The following is a 16603-nucleotide window of genomic DNA, read 5'->3' as shown; positions in this document are numbered from 1 at the left end:
AAAAGCCTCTGGACCTGTCTACGGTAAGCGGCAGCCGGACACCCCTGCGGCGCCACTCTCCTCTTCTTGCCGGCGCCAGAGCCCACTCTGCCTATACTGAGCGCCGATGAGCATGTCTTCCAACATTCACGACCTGCCCCAGCATGTGGGCCAGACGGTCACCGTGCACGCGTGGCTGACCGACAAGAGCGGCAAGGGCAAGCTGCAGTTTCTGAAGCTGCGCGATGGCAGCGGCTTCGTGCAGGCCACCGTGTTCAAGACCGACGTCAGCGAGGACGTGTTCGAGCAGGCCAAGCGCCTGACCCAGGAACAGGCCGTGACAGTCACGGGTGAGGTACGCGCCGACGAGCGGGCTCCGGGCGGCGTGGAACTGAGCGTGCGGGGCCTCAAGGTGATCAGCGAGAACCACGCGGAGTATCCGATCACGCCCAAGGAACACGGCATTGAGTTCCTGATGGACCACCGCCACCTGTGGCTGCGCCACCGCCGCCCCTGGGCGATCATGCGGGTGCGCGACTGCGTGCAGCGCTCCATCGTGGACTTCTTTCACAGTGAGGGCTTCATTCGCTTCGACGCGCCCTTTTTCACCCCGAACGCCGCCGAGGGCACCACCGAGCTGTTCGAGATTGACCTGTTTGGCGAGGACAAGGCGTACCTGTCGCAGACGGGGCAGCTGCACGCGGAAGCGGGCGCGGCGGCCTTTGGCAAGGTGTATACCTTCGGGCCCACCTTCCGTGCAGAAAAGAGCAAGACCCGGCGCCACCTGCTGGAATTCTGGATGGTGGAGCCCGAGGTAAGCCCCAGTAACCACGAGGACAACATGGCGCTGCAGGAGCGCTTCGTGAGCTTTCTGGTACGCCGGGCGCTGGAGCAGTGCGCCGAGGAGTTAAAGCTGCTGGGCCGCGACGTGAGCAAGCTGGCCGGGGCCGCCGAAGGGCAGTACCCGCGCGTGACCTACACCCGGGCGCTGGAGATCATCCGCGACCACATTGAGCGCGGAGACCTGCCACCCAACGTGCAGGCCGACGTGCAGCCCGTGGAATGGGGCGACGACCTGGGCGCCCCGCACGAGACGATTCTGGGCCACCATTTTGACCGGCCGGTGATGATCGAGCGCTATCCGGCGGCCATCAAATCGTTCTACATGCAGCCCGACCCGGCCGACCCCCGCGTGGCCCTGTGCGACGACATGATCGCGCCCGAAGGCTACGGCGAGATTATCGGCGGCAGCGAGCGCATTCACGACTACGAGCTGCTGAAAAGCCGCATTGAACACGAGGGCCTGCCGCTGGAGGCGTTCGAGTGGTACCTGGACCTGCGCCGCACCGGCTCCATGCCGCATGCGGGCTTTGGCATGGGCCTGGAACGGGTGATTGCCTGGATCACCGGCATTGACCACATCCGCGAGGCGATTCCCTTTCCCCGGATGCTCACGCGCATGCGGCCCTGAAAGCACAGCAGCAGCGGCCAATGCCCTCTTCAGGCATTGGCCGCTGCTGCGTTGAAGACTGAGTTCAGGGTCTGGGCGGCTCCACCAAGGGGCCATCCAGCATCTGCTCGTCCACGACCAGTTCCTCATAGGCGAGCTGCAGGGGCACTGTCTCTTCACGCACCAGCGTGTCTTTGAAGAGGCGTACTTCCTGGGCCACCACTGTTTCCTTGCCGGGCACCGCGCGCTCGTCGTACAGCAGCACTTCGTAGGTTTCGCCCGGGGCCAGCGTCCGGGTGCCGATCTGCACGCTGGCGGCGCCCTCCTGGGCGGTGACCACCAGCACTTCAGACACCAGCTCCACGCGCACGGTTTCCTCGCGCACGCGGCGCTCCCGGCGAACAACCACGCGGCCGATCTGTTCGCGGACCTTCTGGATCTCGGCGCGCTCTTCGCGCAGTTCAATCACGCCTTGCAGGGCGCGGCGGACCTTGCGTTCCTGGGTCATAGAAAGAAGGTGGGGAGGGCCAACACCGCGCCCTCCCCTGCCCGCTCAGCGGCGGTCGATCTTGCCGTCGAGGGGGTCGACGGCGTCTTTGACGGCGTCCACGGCGCGCTCGGCGACGTTGCGGCCGTCACGGCCCATGGTGGTGTGGCTCTCGGCGCCCTGCACGCTGACCTGACCGGTCTGGTTTACGTCCAGCACTTCACGGCCGATCGTCTCGCTCACGGTCTGCTGCTCGGTCACCGTGCGCTTGCCGATTTCCACCTCTTCGGTCACGTAGGCCTGCTTGCTCACGTTGGCGCGCTCGGCTTCCAGAGTCACTTCCATGGTCTCGGTCGCGGCACCCAGAGTCACGTCGCCGGACACCGGACGGCCATCAGACACCACATGGCGCTCAATGACGATCTCTTCGCGCTCCAGGGGCACGGTGACGTTCTCGGTGCGGGTCTCGACATGCTTGCCGATCTGCACCTGCCCGGCCACGTAGCGGTCCTTGTTGACCTGCAGGCGCTCTTCGAGCAGGCGCAGGCGCTGGGGGGTCTGGAACATCGTGTCGTCGCGCTGGGTGTAGTTGAAGGTGCCGGCCGTGTGGTGGCTGCTGGTGTCCACGCCGCGCAGAATGCGCTCGTCGGACACCTGGGCCTCGTACTCGTAGTCCTGGCCGGCCACGTAGCCCGACATGCCCTTGACCTGGTCCTTGCTCAGGTTATCAAAGTACACGCCGTCGTCTTCAATGCGGGCCATGCCCACGGGCACCATCACTTCCTTGGCCGAGAACCAGCCGCCCACATCCACGATCAGGTAGCGGATCTGGCCGCTGTCATCGGTCAGGGCTTCGCGCACGGTGCCCACTTTCTCGCCGCCGTAGCCGTAGGCGCCCTGGCCCACCACGTTGTAGGTATCGCCCAGATCATAGTTGCGGTCACGTACCAGTTCAGACATCGGAATCAGTCTCGCCATAACACCCTCCTAGGTTGGGTCACCAGCTGTGTGCGGTGAACTGGCCGGAGTCTGTCAGGCCCAGTGCGGGAATTTTTACGAAAGACCTAAAGCCCATCCCAAGATGCCGCCTGCATGGAGAGCGCCTTCAGGGCAGGTCAAGCCCAGCTAAAGATGAAGGTGGGCCGGGGCGGGCTTGCTACAGTACGGGCATGATCGCGTACAGCGAGGTCAGCGCCTTTACCGACACGCCGGGGCACGGCAACCGCGCCGGCGTGGTGCTGGAGGGCGGCGCCCTGAGTCGCCCGGACATGCAGGCGCTGGCGGCCCTCATTGGCGCGCCGGAGACGGTGTTTGTGACCCGGCGTGAGGGCCCTATTGCACGGGTGCGCTACTTCACCCCCACGCAGGAGGTGGACTTCTGCGGGCACGCCACCGTGGCCCTGGGCCTGACGCTGGCCCAGGCCGGCGAGTGGGACGGCCGCTCACCGCTGTTTCTGGACACGCTGGCCGGGCGGGTACCGCTGCGCCTGGACACGGCGGCGGGGGTCCCGCTGCGGGTGTGGATGCAGCAGCCCGCGCCCGCCTACCGCGAATTGCCGCGTTCCATTCGCACTGAACTGGCCGAGGCCCTGGGGATTGACGCGCGCATGGTGCACCGGGGCCTGCCCCTGGCGGCGGCCAGCACCGGGCTGTGGAGTGTGTTTCTGCCGCTGCTGGACAGCGTGATTCTGGACGGCCTGGAGCCGGACCTGCCGCGCATTCAGGCGCTCACCGAGGCGCTGGGGGTGGTCAGCCTGTACGCCTACGCGCCCATGGGGGTCAACCGTTTTGCGGCGCGGGATTTCGCCCCGGCCGTGGGCATTCCCGAGGACCCGGTGACCGGCAGCGCGGCGGGCGCCCTGATGGCGCTGCTGGTGAGGCAGGGGCGGCTGCCGGTGCGCGGGGACCGGGCGTGCGGCGTGGTGTACCAGGGCCACGCGCTGGGCACCCCCGGCGAGGTGGAAGTGGAACTGGTACTGCAGGGCGAACAGATTGTGGCGGTCCATGTGGGGGGACAGGCCACGGTGGAGCGCGAGGGGCTGTGGTCCCCGGTGCAGGGCGCCGCGCCGCCCCGCTGACGATCTGCGCCTAGACTGGCGCCCATGCTGGGTTTGATCTGTGTGGATGTGGACGGCACCCTGGTGGGCACGGGGAATGTGATTCGGGATGATGTGTGGGCCGCGCTGGACAGCGCGCGGGCACGTGGGGTGCGCATTGCCCTGTGCAGCGGGCGCCCGGCCTTTGGTCATGCCCGCGCCTACGCCGCGCGGCTGGACCAGGGGGGCTGGCATGTGTTTCAGAACGGGGCCAGCGTGGTGAATGTGGGAGATGGGCAAAGCCTGTCCGAACCGTTTCCGCCTGGGCGCCTGCCAGAGTTGCTGAGCCGGGCGCGGCGCGAGGACCGGCTGCTGGAGGTGTATACCGATCTGGAGTACGCCGTGACCAAGCCGGGCGACTACGCCGAGCGCCACGCGCGGCTGCTGGGGCTGCCCTATGCCCCCAAGGCGCCGGAAGACCTGCCGGGTGAGGTGGTCCGGGTGCAGTGGGTGGTGGCGCGTGAGGAAGAAGGCGAGGTGCTGGCCGCCCCCCACGACGGCCTGAGCCTGCACCCGGCGGGCAGCCCGGTGATGCCCGACGCCATGTTTATTTCGGTAACGCGAGGGGGCGTGAGCAAGGGCAGCGCGGTCACGCGGGTGGCCCAAGCCTATGGCGTGCCGCTGGAGCGGGTGATGATGGTGGGCGACGGAGAGAACGACGTGGCAGCCCTTCAGGTGGTGGGGCACCCGGTGGCGATGGGCAACGCGGATGAACCGGCGCGGCGGGCGGCGCGGCACTTCGTGGGCCATGTGGACGACGGCGGCCTGCGTGAAGCGGTGGAACTGGCGCTGAGACTGTAGGGATGCTGGGCCGCTCCGGGTGTGGAGGTGGCGGCCACGCTGGTGATTGTGGCGGCGGTGGTCCTGGCACTGGGGCGCGCGGCAGTGGCCCTGGTCAGGCCGGGCCCCCGGCCCGATGCCCAGAAAGAGGGCCTGCGCCTGGACCTGGGCCGCTGGCGGTGGGCCTGGAATTTACGCTGGCGGCCGACATTCTGCGCACGGTCATTGCACCGTGCGCAGTACCTCGCTGTTGATCTTTAGATCAACCGAGCGGGCTGGAACGGCTGCGCCGCAGAGCGAGTGGCGAACACAGTACGTTGCACCGGAAGTGGAGACTGTTCGGTGCTCTCCTGAACAGTCGCAAGGTGAGGGGCAACGTCCTTAGGACGGTCTTGGCAAGCTGGCGGCCCCACCGCAGCGCACCCTGCTCCATGTTTTTCTGGAGCGCGAGATCAGTGGGCAGGAGGCGCGGCGGCCGGAGGAGCCCGGCACCTAAGTCGCTCGCTGTTGATCTTTAGATCAACCGAGCGGAGCGAGTCTCGAAAAAAGGACGTTGCACCGGGAGTGGAGACTTTGCGGTGCTCTCCTGCAAAGTCGTAACGTGAGGGGCAACGTACTTAGAACCCCAGGTCCTCTGAGCCCAGCGCCTCCCGCACGGCGGCCACGACCTGATCGCCGTAGGCGTCCACGCGCTTGGGCCCAAAGCCGGGAATGTCCTGTAGCTCGGTCAGGGTACGCGGCTGGCGCTCGGCCAGGGCCTGCAGGGTGGCGTTGGGGAACACCACAAAGGAGCTGTGGCCGGTGTCGCGGCTGAGGGTCTGGCGCAGTTCGCGCAGGGCCTGGGCCACGGCCTCGGTTTTTGCCGGGTCGGTGGGCACGGCTTCGGCGGGGCGACCGTTCAGAATCCCCAGCACGGCGCTGTTCTCGCGGGCACCGCGTTCGGCGGCGCTGACGGGGGCGGGTGCGGCGCCGTCCAGCGAGTCGCGCACGAGTTGCACCACCTCGTCGCCGTAGTCGGCCAGCTTGCGCTGGCCCACGCCACTCACCGTGCCCAGCAGGGCGTGACTGGTGGGCCTGAATTCGGCAATGCCTTTCAGGGTGGCGTCGGTGAAGATCACATAGGGCGGCACACCCAGACTGCGGGCACGCGACAGGCGCCACGCACGCAGGGCTTCAAAGAGCGGCTGGTCGGCGGGGGCCACGGGGGCGCGGCTGCCGCCACGGTCGCGGGTGCGCTCGCGCTTGGCGGCTTTGGGCTGCAGCGTGTCCTCGCGCAGGGTCAGGCGGGTCTCGCCCTTCAGCAGCGCGCGGGCCTTGCCGGTGGCCGACAGGCCGTGGTACTCCCCAGCTGCCAGATAGCCCAGGCTGACCAGCTGTCGCAGCACCCCACGCCACACCTTTTCGTCGTGGCCAGCGCCCACGCCGAAGGTGGGCAGGGTGTGGTGGCCCATGCCCACCACCTTCTCGGTGGCGCGGCCCAGTAGCACATCCGTCAGGTGGGCCGCGCCGTAGCGGTTGCCAGTGCGAATGGCCGCCGACAGCGCCATCTGGGCCTCGCGGGTCATGTCGCGCACCTGGGGGGGGTTCAGGCAGGTGTCGCAGTTGCCGCAGGGGCCCTGGAAGGTCTCGCCAAAATAGGCCAGCAGCACCTCGCGGCGGCAGGCGGCCGTCTCGCAGAAGGTCAGCAGGGCGTCCAGCTTGCCCGCCTCCACCCGCTTGACCTCCTCGGGGGCGTCGCTGCCCGCCAGCATGCGGCGCACGTTCACCACGTCGGCCAGGCCGTAGACCATCCAGGCGGTGCTGGCCAGACCGTCACGCCCGGCGCGGCCGGTTTCCTGGTAGTAGCTCTCCATGCTCTTGGGCAGGTCCAGGTGGGCCACAAAGCGCACGTTGGGTTTGTCAATGCCCATGCCAAAGGCCACGGTGGCCACCACCACCAGCCCTTCTTCGTTCAGGAAGCGGTCCTGGGCGTGGTTGCGCTCGCGCGGCGAGAGGCCCGCGTGGTAGGCCACGGCGTCCACGCCCTGGGCCTGCAGCCACGCGGCGGTGTCCTCCACAGACTTGCGCGAGAGGCAGTAGACGATGCCCGCGTCCCCGGCGTGTTCCGAGCGGATGAAGTCCAGCAGCTGGGTCTTGGGGCCTTCCTTGGCCGCCACCCGGTACTGGATGTTGGGGCGGTCGAAGCTGGAGATGAACTGCGGCGCGCCGTGCAGGCCCAGCACGCGCAGGATGTCGGCGCGGGTGCGGTCGTCGGCGGTGGCGGTCAGGGCAAGACGTGGGATGTGGGCAAAGCGCTCTGGCAGCACATTCAGGCCCTGGTATTCGGGCCGGAAGTCGTGGCCCCACTGAGAGACGCAGTGCGCCTCGTCCACGGCGAACAGGGCCACGGGGGCGCGCTCCAGCAGGTCCAGGGTGCGGGGCAGCAGCAACCGTTCGGGCGCGGCATACAGCAGGTCCAGCTCGCCCGAGAGCAGGGCCGCTTCCACCTCACGCACCCCCTCGGGGGACAGGGTGGAATTCAGGTAAGCAGCCCGCACGCCCAGGGCCCGCAGCGTGTCCACCTGATCCTTCATCAGGGCAATCAGCGGCGACACGATGATGCCCACGCCGGGGCGCAGGAGGCTGGGCACCTGGTAGCACAGGCTTTTGCCGCCGCCGGTGGGCATAAGGACCAGCGCGTTGCCGCCCCCGGCCACCGTCTCCACGATCTCGGCCTGCACGCCGCGAAACGCGTCGTAGCCCCAGACGGTTTTGAGAATCTTCAGGGCGGGATCGGTGGCGGGCAAGGCGGCAGACATCGCCCCTCAGGATAGCGTGTTCTGTGCAGGGCGTAATGCGGGAGTGAGTGGAAAAGTTGGGTGGACTGGGGACAGAGGCGTTTTGAGAGAGACGGATCAAGTGGCCGTTGGAAGCGAGCACGCTGGCTCAGCAGACTGCCTTCCAGGGCTACTTCGCTTTGACCTCGACAGGCACGCGCAGGTCAACTTCCACCTTGGCAAAGCGGTCGCGCAGAAAGCGGCCGTGGGTCAGCAATTCCTGGCTGCCACTGCGCAGAGTGCCGTCAATGACGTCCTGCACGCCCGAGAGCAGCAGTTCCAGTTGCTCGGTCAGCAGGGCGCGGCCGGTCTTGCCGTCCTGAATGGGAGCGGTGTCGGCCAGGGAGCGCGGCAGCTTCAGGTAGGCGTTCACGGCGCCGGGCGCATATTCCTCGCGGATGGCACGGGTCAGGTAGCCGGCTTCGGTGCCTTCCAGGCCCTGGGTGTTCAGCAGCGACAGGGCCTCCTGGGTGCGCAGGTTCAGGGCGGCCAGTTGCGCGCGGGCGTCGGGGGGCAGGCGCTCGTCCCGCAGCAGGGCCACCAGGGGGCCCTCTGTGGTGCCCAGGAGCGTGCCGCTGGCCTGGGCGGGCAGAGCCGAGGGCACCGGCGCGGCGGGCGCCGCAGCGGGCGCGCGGTCCTGGCGGCCCCAGACCCCGCTGGCCAGCCAGATCAGCGCCATGATGAACACGGGGTACACCAGCCAGCCCGCGCCCAGCGCAATGAACGCGGCGGCCGCCGCCAGGGCCACCATCAGCCCGCCTCTGGCGCGGCGCCAGCGGCCAAAGGCGTGCGAGCCCAGATAGCCCAGCAGCATGCCGGCCGCCGGGTGCACCAGCCACGAGGCCCCCAGGACCGTCAGCAGCAGCACCACGGCCGCCGCGCGGGCCACCACCGCCGCGCGGCGCCCGGCCGGCGAGAAGACCGAGGACGCGAAGAACGCCACGGCGAAGCCCCCCGCCACGTGAACCATCCAGCCCAGGGGTTCCGCCAGATTCCGCACGCTTTCTATGGCCGCCAGCATGGGCACAGCGTACACCCGCGCGTGCCAGCGCAGGGGCGCGCCTGGGGGCCCTGGCCACCCTAGCCTTCCCCGGCTTCTTCCAGCAGCAGTTGCACGAACACCAGGTCCAGCCAGCGCCCGAACTTGTGGCCCACCTGCTGGAAATGGGCCACGGGAACAAAGCCCAGCCGTGCGTGAAAGGCCAGGCTGCCTGCATTGTCGGCGTCCACGGCGCCCACCAGACTGTGCAGCCCCCGCTGCCGGGCGCTGGCGATCAGCATGGTCATCAGGGCGTGGCCCACGCCAGCTCCCTGGGCCCTGGGGGCCACATACACCGAATGTTCGGCGGTAAAGCGGTAGCCGGGCTTGGCGCGGAAGGGGCCGAAGGTGGCCCAGGCAATCACGGCCCCGGCGCCGTGCTGGGCCACCCAGACGGGCCAGCGGCCTGTTGCCTTCTCGTCAAACCACGCGCGGCGCGCGGCCAGGGTCACCGGTTCCAGGTCGTATGAAGCCGTGGTGTGCAGAACGGCATGGTTGTAGATCTCGGTGATGGCCGGCACGTCACCGTGGGTGGCGGGGCGGATGACCAGAGCAGTGGACATGCCTGCACGGTAATACCAACGCTGGGCCCACCGTGCACCACAGTTCCATCCGAGGCGCGTAAGAGGGCAATCCTGGCGTGGAGGGGCGCGGCCCAAACGACAAAGCCCCCGGCCATAGAGGGCAGAGGGCCGGACCAGAGGGCCGTTTACTTGCGGAAGCTGGGGTTGAGCACCTTCTTGCGCAGGCGGATGCTCTGGGGGGTCAACTCGACCAGTTCATCGTCGGCAATGTACTCCAGGGCATCTTCCAGGCTCATGCGCTTGGGGGGAATCAGGGTCAGGGCCTCGTCAGCGCCGGCCGAGCGCACGTTCGTGAGCTTCTTGTTCTTGCACACGTTTACGTTCATGTCCTGCTCGCGGGCGTTTTCGCCCACGATCATGCCCACGTAGACGTCCTGGCCCGCGTCAATGAAGAACGAGCCCCGGTCCTGCAGCTTGAAGATGGAGTAGGCAAAGGCCACGCCGTCTTCCATGCTGACCAGCGAGCCGTTCTGGCGGGTCTTGAGTTCGCCGGCCCAGGGCGCGTAGCCGTCGAAGATGTGGCTCATGATGCCCTCGCCCTGGGTCATGGACAGAAACTGGGTGCGGAAGCCGAACAGCGCGCGGCTGGGAATCTTGAATTCCACGCGGGTGCGGGTGCCCTGGGGCTCCATGTTCACCATCTGGCCCTTGCGGGCGCCCAGCACGCCGATCACGGTGCTGGCGTGGTGCTCGGGCACGTCAATGACAAGGTGCTCGACGGGCTCGTGCTTCACGCCGTCAATCTCGCGGATAATCACCTGCGGGGCGCCCACCTGCACCTCGTAGCCTTCGCGGCGCATGGTTTCGAGCAGGATCGAGAGGTGCAGCTCGCCGCGCCCCGAGACCTTGAACTCGTCAGGGCGGATTTCCTCGACCTTCAGCGACACGTTGGTCATGACCTCGCGCTTGAGGCGGTCGTTGAGGTGGCGGGAGGTGACGTACTTGCCTTCCTTGCCGGCAAAGGGGCTGGTGTTGGGCTGGAACACCATCGAGACGGTGGGCTCGTCCACGGTGATGATGGGCAGGGCCTCGGGGTCAGCGAGGTCGGCCACGGTCTCGCCGATCTGCGCGTCCTCAATGCCGGCCAGGGCCACGATGTCTCCGGCGCCGACGCTGTCCACTTCGATGCGGCGCAGGCCCAGGTGGGTAAAGGGCTGCACCACGCGGGTCTTGGTCATGGTGCCGTCTTTGTGCATCAGCTGCACAAATTCGCCCTTCTTGACGGTGCCGCGCTGCACCCGGCCCAGCACGATGCGGCCCAGGTACTCGGAGTAATCCAGGTTGGTCACCAGCATCTGGAACGGCGCGTCCAGGTCCACCTTGGGGGCCGGGATGTACTCCAGGACCATGTCAAACAGCTCGTGCATGTCGTCCTGGGGCTTGTCCAGCTCGCGGTAGGCTTTGCCTTCGCGGGCCACGGCGTACAGGATGGGAAAGTCCAGCTGGTCGTCGTTGGCGCCCAGTTCAGCCATCAGGTCGAAGGTCAGGTTCACGACCTCTTCGGGGCGCGCGTCCTGGCGGTCAATCTTGTTGATCACCACGATGGGCTTCAGGCCCAGTTCAATGGCCTTTCTGAGCACGAAGCGGGTCTGGGGCATGGGGCCCTCGGCGGCGTCCACCAGCACCAGGGCGCCGTCCACCATGCCCAGCACGCGCTCCACTTCACCGCCGAAGTCGGCGTGGCCGGGGGTGTCCACGATGTTGATCTTGACGCCCTTGTATTCCACGGCCGTGTTCTTGGCCAGGATGGTGATGCCGCGTTCCTTTTCCAGGTCGTTGGAGTCCATGGCGCGCTCGGCGATTTCCTCACCGTGGCCCAGCTTGAGGGTCTGCTTGAGCAGGCCGTCCACCAGGGTGGTCTTGCCGTGGTCAACGTGGGCGATGATGGCGATGTTGCGATATTCCATAAGGTTCAGCTCCCTTGAAGCGGAGCGGTTGGCGTTCAGCGCGGTGGCCGGTCTGCCTTCTGCTCGCGTAGGCATGAAAAAGCCCGCCTCACGTCGCGTGGGCGGGACACCCAAAACAGAAGTTTAGCAGATCATCTGGATTCCGTCTGTTTCGTGTCCAACCCGGGACAACACCGGGGTAGACACGCCACGCCCGGCCACCCGTCTTCCTCCTTCTCGCGCCGCTCGGATTGAGCCGTCCAACGATTCAAGCGCGTTGGTCTCAGGTGCCAGCGCCCCTCAGGGCCGACTGGACGGGCCACCGTGGGGGGGCGCCTCGTCTTCCAGCACCTCTTCCAACTGGTCGAGCTTCACGGTGCCACGTTCCACCTGCTGGGTCAGGGCCGCGTCACGGGCGCTGGTGGCGGCGCGCGCGGCGTCCTCGCGGGCTTCCTCCTCGCGCTCCAGCTGCTCTTCCACCCGGCCGGAAATCAGGGCCATGGCCACCGCGTCGGGAATGTCCGGGGATTCACGCAGGTAGAAATGCTGGTAGACCGCCTTGATGACAATCAGGAAGGGCACCGTAAGAAAAGCGCCCACCAGACCGAACACCCCGCCAAACAGCAGCACGCCCACGATCACCGAGAGGGGGTGCAGGTTGCCGGCCCCGCCCACCACCAGTGGCGAGAGCACAAAGCCGGACACCTGCTGAAACACCAGCACGAACAGGGCCACGTACAGCGCTTTTTGCGGGTCCTCGGCCAGGGTGAACAGCACGGGCGGCAGCGTGGCCACAATGGGCCCGATGGTGGGCACCAGTTCGCCCAGTGCGGCCAGCAGGCCAAACACCAGCCAGTTCTTGACGCCCAGCAGGTAGAACCCGGCGGCTGTGCAACTGCCCGTGACCAGCATCACCAGCAGGGTGGCGCGGCCCCAGGCGCCCATCTGCTTGAGAATCTGGGCCAGGGCGTACATGGCGGCCTTGCGCCAGCGCGGCGGCACTGCTCCCAGCGCCCCGTTCACCAGCGGCACCGGGTTGCCCAGGGCATAGACCAGCATGACCAGGGTAATCAGCCCCGTGAACAGGCCGCCCAGCACCAGCCCCACCAGATTGGGCAGGGCCCTGGCGGCCTGCGCGCCGGTCTGGCGCAGCTGCCGTTCTAACTGCTGCAGGGCGTCGTCGGGAATCATGCGGTCCACGCCGGGTTGGCTGCGCAGCCAGCTGTTCAGGCGCGCTTCCACCGAGCCCAGGTCCACGGTGCTGCTGCCCAGAGTGCTCAGCTGGGCAATGGCCGGCGGCAGGGCCACGAACGCCGCGCCCGCCAGGGTGGCCACCACCAGCAGCACGGTCAGACTGCCGGCCAGTCCGCGCGACATCCAGCGCTCTAAGAAGCGGGCCACCGGGTTGAGCGCCGTGGCCAGGATCAGCGCCAGGGTCACCGCCAGCAGCGAGGGCGCCACCTTGGAAAAGAAGTTCAGGGCCAGCAGAATGCCAAGCACAGCCAGGGCCACCGGCAGCAGGTTCACCACCTGAACAGTCACGCGGGGCCGGCTGTCTGTCCCGGGCGGCGCGCGCCGAGTGGGGGGCACAGAAGGTGTGTCTCTCATGAGAAACCCAGTGTAAGCGCGACTTCAGGGAAACCGGAGGAACATTGGCTTGGCAGAGCCTTTACCGCCTGTGGGTCCAGGCTGCGCCCCGCGCCGCATAACTTCTGCGTCAGAGGGATGCTGTGCGGTGCGGCCCTGTTCAGCCGCTCGCTGCCAAGCCCCGACCAACCGGGCGGGCTGGGACAGCGGCGCCGCAGCACGGGGCGCTTCATCCAGGACACCGGGCAGACCCCCTCTGCTACCCTGTGCGTACCTAACGAGCGTTTGGCTCCCCTACTCCCCGGAGGCCCCATGAAAAGCAAGAACGAGTGGATGCAGAGCGTGTACGGCCCAGCCACCCAGAAATTCCCCGAGCGCAAATACAACTTCAAGAACCTCTCGGACATGGAGCCCGAGCCGATTTACACGGCTGACGACCTGGGCAGCTGGGACGCGGCGCGCGACCTGGGCTATCCCGGCGAGTTTCCGTACACGCGCGGCGTACAGCCCAGCGTGTACCGGGGCAAGCTGTGGACCATGCGCATGTTCGCGGGCTTTGGCAGCGCCGAGCAGACCAACGAGCGCTTTCACGCCCTGCTGAAAGCCGGGCAGACGGGCCTGAGCACCGCCTTTGACCTGCCCACGCTGATGGGCTACGACTCGGACCACCCCTTTTCCAGGGGCGAGGTGGGCAAGTGCGGCGTGGCGGTGAGCAGCCTCGCAGACATGGAGATTCTGTTCCGGGGCATTGATCCCACGGCCGTGACCACCTCCATGACCATCAACAGTCCGGCCAACGCCATCTGGGCCATGTACATCGCCAATGCCCAGAAGCAGGGCAAGGACCTGGGGCAGGTGGGCGGCACCATTCAGAACGACATCCTGAAAGAGTTCATTGCCCAGAAGGAATTCATCTACCCGCCGGCGCCCAGCGTGAAGCTGGTGATTGACACCTTCGAGTGGGGCCCCAGGGTGGTGCCCAAATGGAACTTCGTCTCGGTGAGCGGGTACCACATCCGCGAAGCCGGGGCCACCGGGGTACAGGAACTGGCCTTTACCCTGGCCGACGGCTTCCACTACGTGGAAAAGGCGCTGGAACGGGGCCTGAACATTGACGAGTTCGCGCCGCGCATCAGCTTTTTCTGGGACATTCACAATGACTTTTTCGAGGAGATCGCCAAGCTGCGCGCCGCGAGGCGCATCTGGGCGCGGCAGATGCGCGACCGTTACGGCGCGAAGAACCCCCGCAGCTGGATGCTGCGCACGCACTCGCAGACAGCCGGCGTGAGCCTGCCGGCGCAGCAGCCGCTGAACAACATCGCCCGGGTGGCGATTCAGGCGCTGGCCGCCGTGCTGGGCGGCACCCAGAGCCTGCACACCGACTCGTTTGACGAGGCGCTGGCCCTGCCCACCGAGGAAGCCGCCACCATCGCCCTGCGCACCCAGCAGATCATCGCCTATGAAACGGGCGTGGCCGGCGTGGTCGACCCGCTGGCCGGCAGCTACTACGTGGAAAAGCTGACCAACGACATTGAAGCCGCCGCCATGGGCTATATCGAGCAGATTCGCATGATGGGCGGGGTGGAGGCTGGCATCGAGAGCGGCTTTTTCCAGCTGGAAATGGCCGAGGCCGCCTACCGCTACCAGCAGGAAGTGGAGCGGGGCGACCGCATCATCGTGGGTGTGAACGACTTTGTGCAGGACGCGGTGGAGGTGCCCATCCAGCTGATTGACCCGGAGGTGGAGCGGGTACAGGAAGCCCGGCTGGCGCAGGTGCGCCGCGAGCGCGACCCCATGCGGGTGGAAGCGGCGCTGGCCGCCCTGCGCGACACGGCCGTGACGGGCGCCAACTCCATGCCCGCGTTCCTGGAGTGCGCCCACGCCTACTGCACGCTGGGCGAGCAGATGGATGTGCTCAAGACCGTGTACGGGGAGTACGTGGAACCCGCCGTGGTGTAAAGGGAGGCGGGGGGCAGAACGCGGTGCGCTCCGGGTTCCTCCCGCGCACCGCGTTGCTTTGGGGAAGGCAGGGCCGGGGGGTTTAGCCTCTTCCGCGCCCTGCATCCCGTGCCCCGCGTCCCTCTACTGCACGTCGAACACGGTGACGTTGTTCACTGCCGTCCCCAGCCCAGCCCCCACGGTCAGGCGGCGGCTGTCCGGGCTCCAGGCCAGAAAGGCGGGGTGTTCAGCCAGGACGGGGCTTACGGCGGTCACGCGGCCGGTCTCGGGGTCCAGCAGGCTCAGGTGCCAGCCGTCGTCGGCGCGGGTGACGGCAGCGAGGTGGCCATTGCCGGGGCTGTAACGCACGGCGCCCTCGCGGTCACTGACCATGGGCAGGGCGGCGAACGGCGAGCGCTGCCCTGGGCGGTACAGGTCCAGGCCGCCGCCCACCTTCACGTAGGCGAACTGGCCCTGGCCGCTGATCTGCACGTCGGCGTAGCGCGCGCCGGCCTGCACGGGCAGGGGGAAGCGCTTGGCATTGGCGGTCAGGACCACGGCCGGGTCGCCCGTGCGCGCAAACACGTAGGCGCGGGTGGCGTCCGGCGAGACGGTCACGCGCGCCGCGCCGGCCACAGGCAGGGTGGCCACCGCCTTGCCTGTCTTCTGGGCCACCACCACCAGCCGCGCCTCGTCCCAGACGGCGGCGTGGTTGCCCCAGTGGTTCACGCTCAGGCGGGTGGCGCTGCGCAGGCCAGCCGTGGCCTGGGAACGCCCGCCGCCGAAGGTGCTCAGGACCCGGCCGCCGCTGCCACCTGCGGTCAGCAGCCACGTGAAGCGGTTCATGGTCTGCACAGCGCCCACATTCTGGGCCAGGGCACGCGGGCCGGCAGTGAGGGTGCCGCCGGGCAGCAGGGCCAGCGGCTCGCCCGTGGCCGGGTCCAGGCCGCCGCCCGTCAGGACCGCCGGCAGGCTGAGGAGGGTGCGGGGGGCGCCCAGATCGGCGCCGCTGTCCTGCAGCGCGCCGCCCTGCACGCTCAGCACCCGCTCGGTGGCCGTAAGGGTGGCGGGGGCCGCCTGCAGCCCGGGGACGGCGCGCGCCTGTTCGCGGTGGCCGGTCTGCAGGTCACGCACCTCCAGCTGCCCGGGACGCAGCACCAGCACGCTGCCGTCGCGCCGGGGCAGGCCGGTCAGCGGGGCGCCGCCCGTTTCCGTCCGGCGCACCACCACCGACGCGGGGTAGCCTGCCCGCAGCGCATACAGTTCGCCCCCGGCCTGCACGGCCGCCACCCGGCCATCCGCGCTGAAGGCCACCGGGCCCAGCGTGCAGGGGGCCGCGCAGGTCAGGGCGCTCTGCACCCCCAGGCCAGCCGTGTCCAGCAGTTGCAGGCGCCCGGCGCGGGTGACCACGGCCCGCAGGCCGTCGGGGGCAGTCACCAGCGCGCCCACACCCTCGCCGGTGGGCGCTGCGCGGACCGGGCTGGCCAGGGACAGGCGCTCCACGCCCTGCGCGCTGCCAATCAGCAGGTCCTGGGGCCCGCTGAAGCCGGCGCCGGTTACCCCGGGCGTGTCCAGCCGGACCAGCCGCACGCCGTCACTCAGGCGCCACACACTCACCTGGGCGGCGGTGCGGGTCAGGGCGTGGGTGCCACCGGGGCTCACGCTCAGGCCCGCGCACGGGGCGCCCACCGGCAGGCTGCGGCGCACCTCGCCGCCAGGGCCCAGGTGCAGCAGGCGCTCGCCCAGGCACGCCACCAGGCCGCTGGACGTTGTGCCACTGGACACTGTGCCGCTAGGCACTGGGCCCCCAAATACTGGCTGCACCTCCAGGGGTGCGGCGCCGGGCACCGTCAGCAGGGTGCGGGGCGACAGCGAGGCAGCGGCGGCCGGGGGGCCCAGGGCCGCCGACAGGGCCAGAACAGTCCAGAAACGCCGGGTCACGCGCGGCAGGATAGAGCATG

At 68.3% G+C, this 16603-nt stretch carries 13 protein-coding genes; 5 read left to right on the top strand and 8 right to left on the bottom strand.

The features are described 5' to 3' along the window. Positions 1-112: 112 nt before the first annotated feature. Entirely contained in the window at positions 113-1450 is a 1338-nt protein-coding gene (gene asnS, locus C8263_RS01740; RefSeq protein WP_199188278.1) for an asparagine--tRNA ligase, read from the top strand. A gap of 64 nt (positions 1451-1514) precedes the next feature. Here the strand turns inward: asnS and C8263_RS01735 are convergent, their stop codons facing one another. Then, positions 1515-1937, bottom strand: a complete 423-nt coding sequence (locus tag C8263_RS01735; RefSeq protein ID WP_107136352.1) for a DUF2382 domain-containing protein — start codon at positions 1935-1937, stop codon at positions 1515-1517. Between the two features lie 45 nt (positions 1938-1982). Beyond that, entirely contained in the window at positions 1983-2894 is a 912-nt protein-coding gene (locus tag C8263_RS01730) for a PRC and DUF2382 domain-containing protein (protein ID WP_107136351.1), read from the bottom strand. A 191-nt stretch (positions 2895-3085) separates the two neighbouring features. On the opposite strand from C8263_RS01730, the gene C8263_RS01725 reads away from it, so the two are divergent. The 3 genes from C8263_RS01725 to C8263_RS19875 are packed head-to-tail and all read left to right on the top strand — an operon-like array spanning position 3086 to position 5046. Beyond that, positions 3086-3994 (top strand): PhzF family phenazine biosynthesis isomerase, encoded by a 909-nt coding sequence (locus C8263_RS01725; RefSeq protein ID WP_107136350.1) that lies wholly within the window; start codon positions 3086-3088, stop codon positions 3992-3994. A 24-nt stretch (positions 3995-4018) separates the two neighbouring features. Further along, positions 4019-4813: a Cof-type HAD-IIB family hydrolase gene (locus tag C8263_RS01720; RefSeq protein WP_107136349.1), complete on the top strand. Its 795-nt coding sequence runs from the start codon at positions 4019-4021 to the stop codon at positions 4811-4813. Positions 4814-4815: 2 nt separating this feature from the next. Continuing rightward, positions 4816-5046, top strand: coding sequence for a DUF1622 domain-containing protein (locus C8263_RS19875; protein WP_107136348.1), 231 nt, complete (start codon positions 4816-4818; stop codon positions 5044-5046). Positions 5047-5409: 363 nt separating this feature from the next. Here C8263_RS19875 and recQ read toward each other — a convergent pair whose 3' ends face one another. The 5 genes from recQ to C8263_RS01690 form a co-directional block, all read right to left on the bottom strand. Further along, the gene (gene recQ, locus C8263_RS01710; protein ID WP_107136347.1) at positions 5410-7590 is read right to left on the bottom strand and encodes a DNA helicase RecQ; all 2181 of its coding nucleotides are present in this window, start codon (positions 7588-7590) and stop codon (positions 5410-5412) included. A 148-nt stretch (positions 7591-7738) separates the two neighbouring features. Continuing rightward, a complete protein-coding gene (locus C8263_RS01705; RefSeq protein WP_107136483.1) occupies positions 7739-8629 on the bottom strand; it encodes a hypothetical protein in 891 nt (296 codons plus the stop codon). A gap of 59 nt (positions 8630-8688) precedes the next feature. Further along, positions 8689-9210, bottom strand: coding sequence for a GNAT family N-acetyltransferase (locus C8263_RS01700; protein WP_107136346.1), 522 nt, complete (start codon positions 9208-9210; stop codon positions 8689-8691). A 146-nt stretch (positions 9211-9356) separates the two neighbouring features. Continuing rightward, the gene (gene typA / locus C8263_RS01695) at positions 9357-11138 is read right to left on the bottom strand and encodes a translational GTPase TypA (protein WP_107136345.1); all 1782 of its coding nucleotides are present in this window, start codon (positions 11136-11138) and stop codon (positions 9357-9359) included. A gap of 279 nt (positions 11139-11417) precedes the next feature. Beyond that, entirely contained in the window at positions 11418-12725 is a 1308-nt protein-coding gene (locus C8263_RS01690) for an AI-2E family transporter (RefSeq protein WP_107136344.1), read from the bottom strand. A gap of 291 nt (positions 12726-13016) precedes the next feature. On the opposite strand from C8263_RS01690, the gene C8263_RS01685 reads away from it, so the two are divergent. After that, positions 13017-14663, top strand: coding sequence for a methylmalonyl-CoA mutase family protein (locus C8263_RS01685; RefSeq protein WP_107136343.1), 1647 nt, complete (start codon positions 13017-13019; stop codon positions 14661-14663). 123 nt (positions 14664-14786) lie between these two features. Here the strand turns inward: C8263_RS01685 and C8263_RS01680 are convergent, their stop codons facing one another. After that, on the bottom strand, positions 14787-16583 hold the full coding sequence (locus C8263_RS01680; protein WP_107136342.1) for a YncE family protein: 1797 nt from the start codon (positions 16581-16583) through the stop codon (positions 14787-14789). Positions 16584-16603 lie beyond the last annotated feature (20 nt).

This window comes from Deinococcus arcticus, from assembly GCF_003028415.1.
GTDB classification, from domain to species: domain Bacteria; phylum Deinococcota; class Deinococci; order Deinococcales; family Deinococcaceae; genus Deinococcus; species Deinococcus arcticus.
This window is presented reverse-complemented; position numbering and strand designations above follow the sequence as displayed.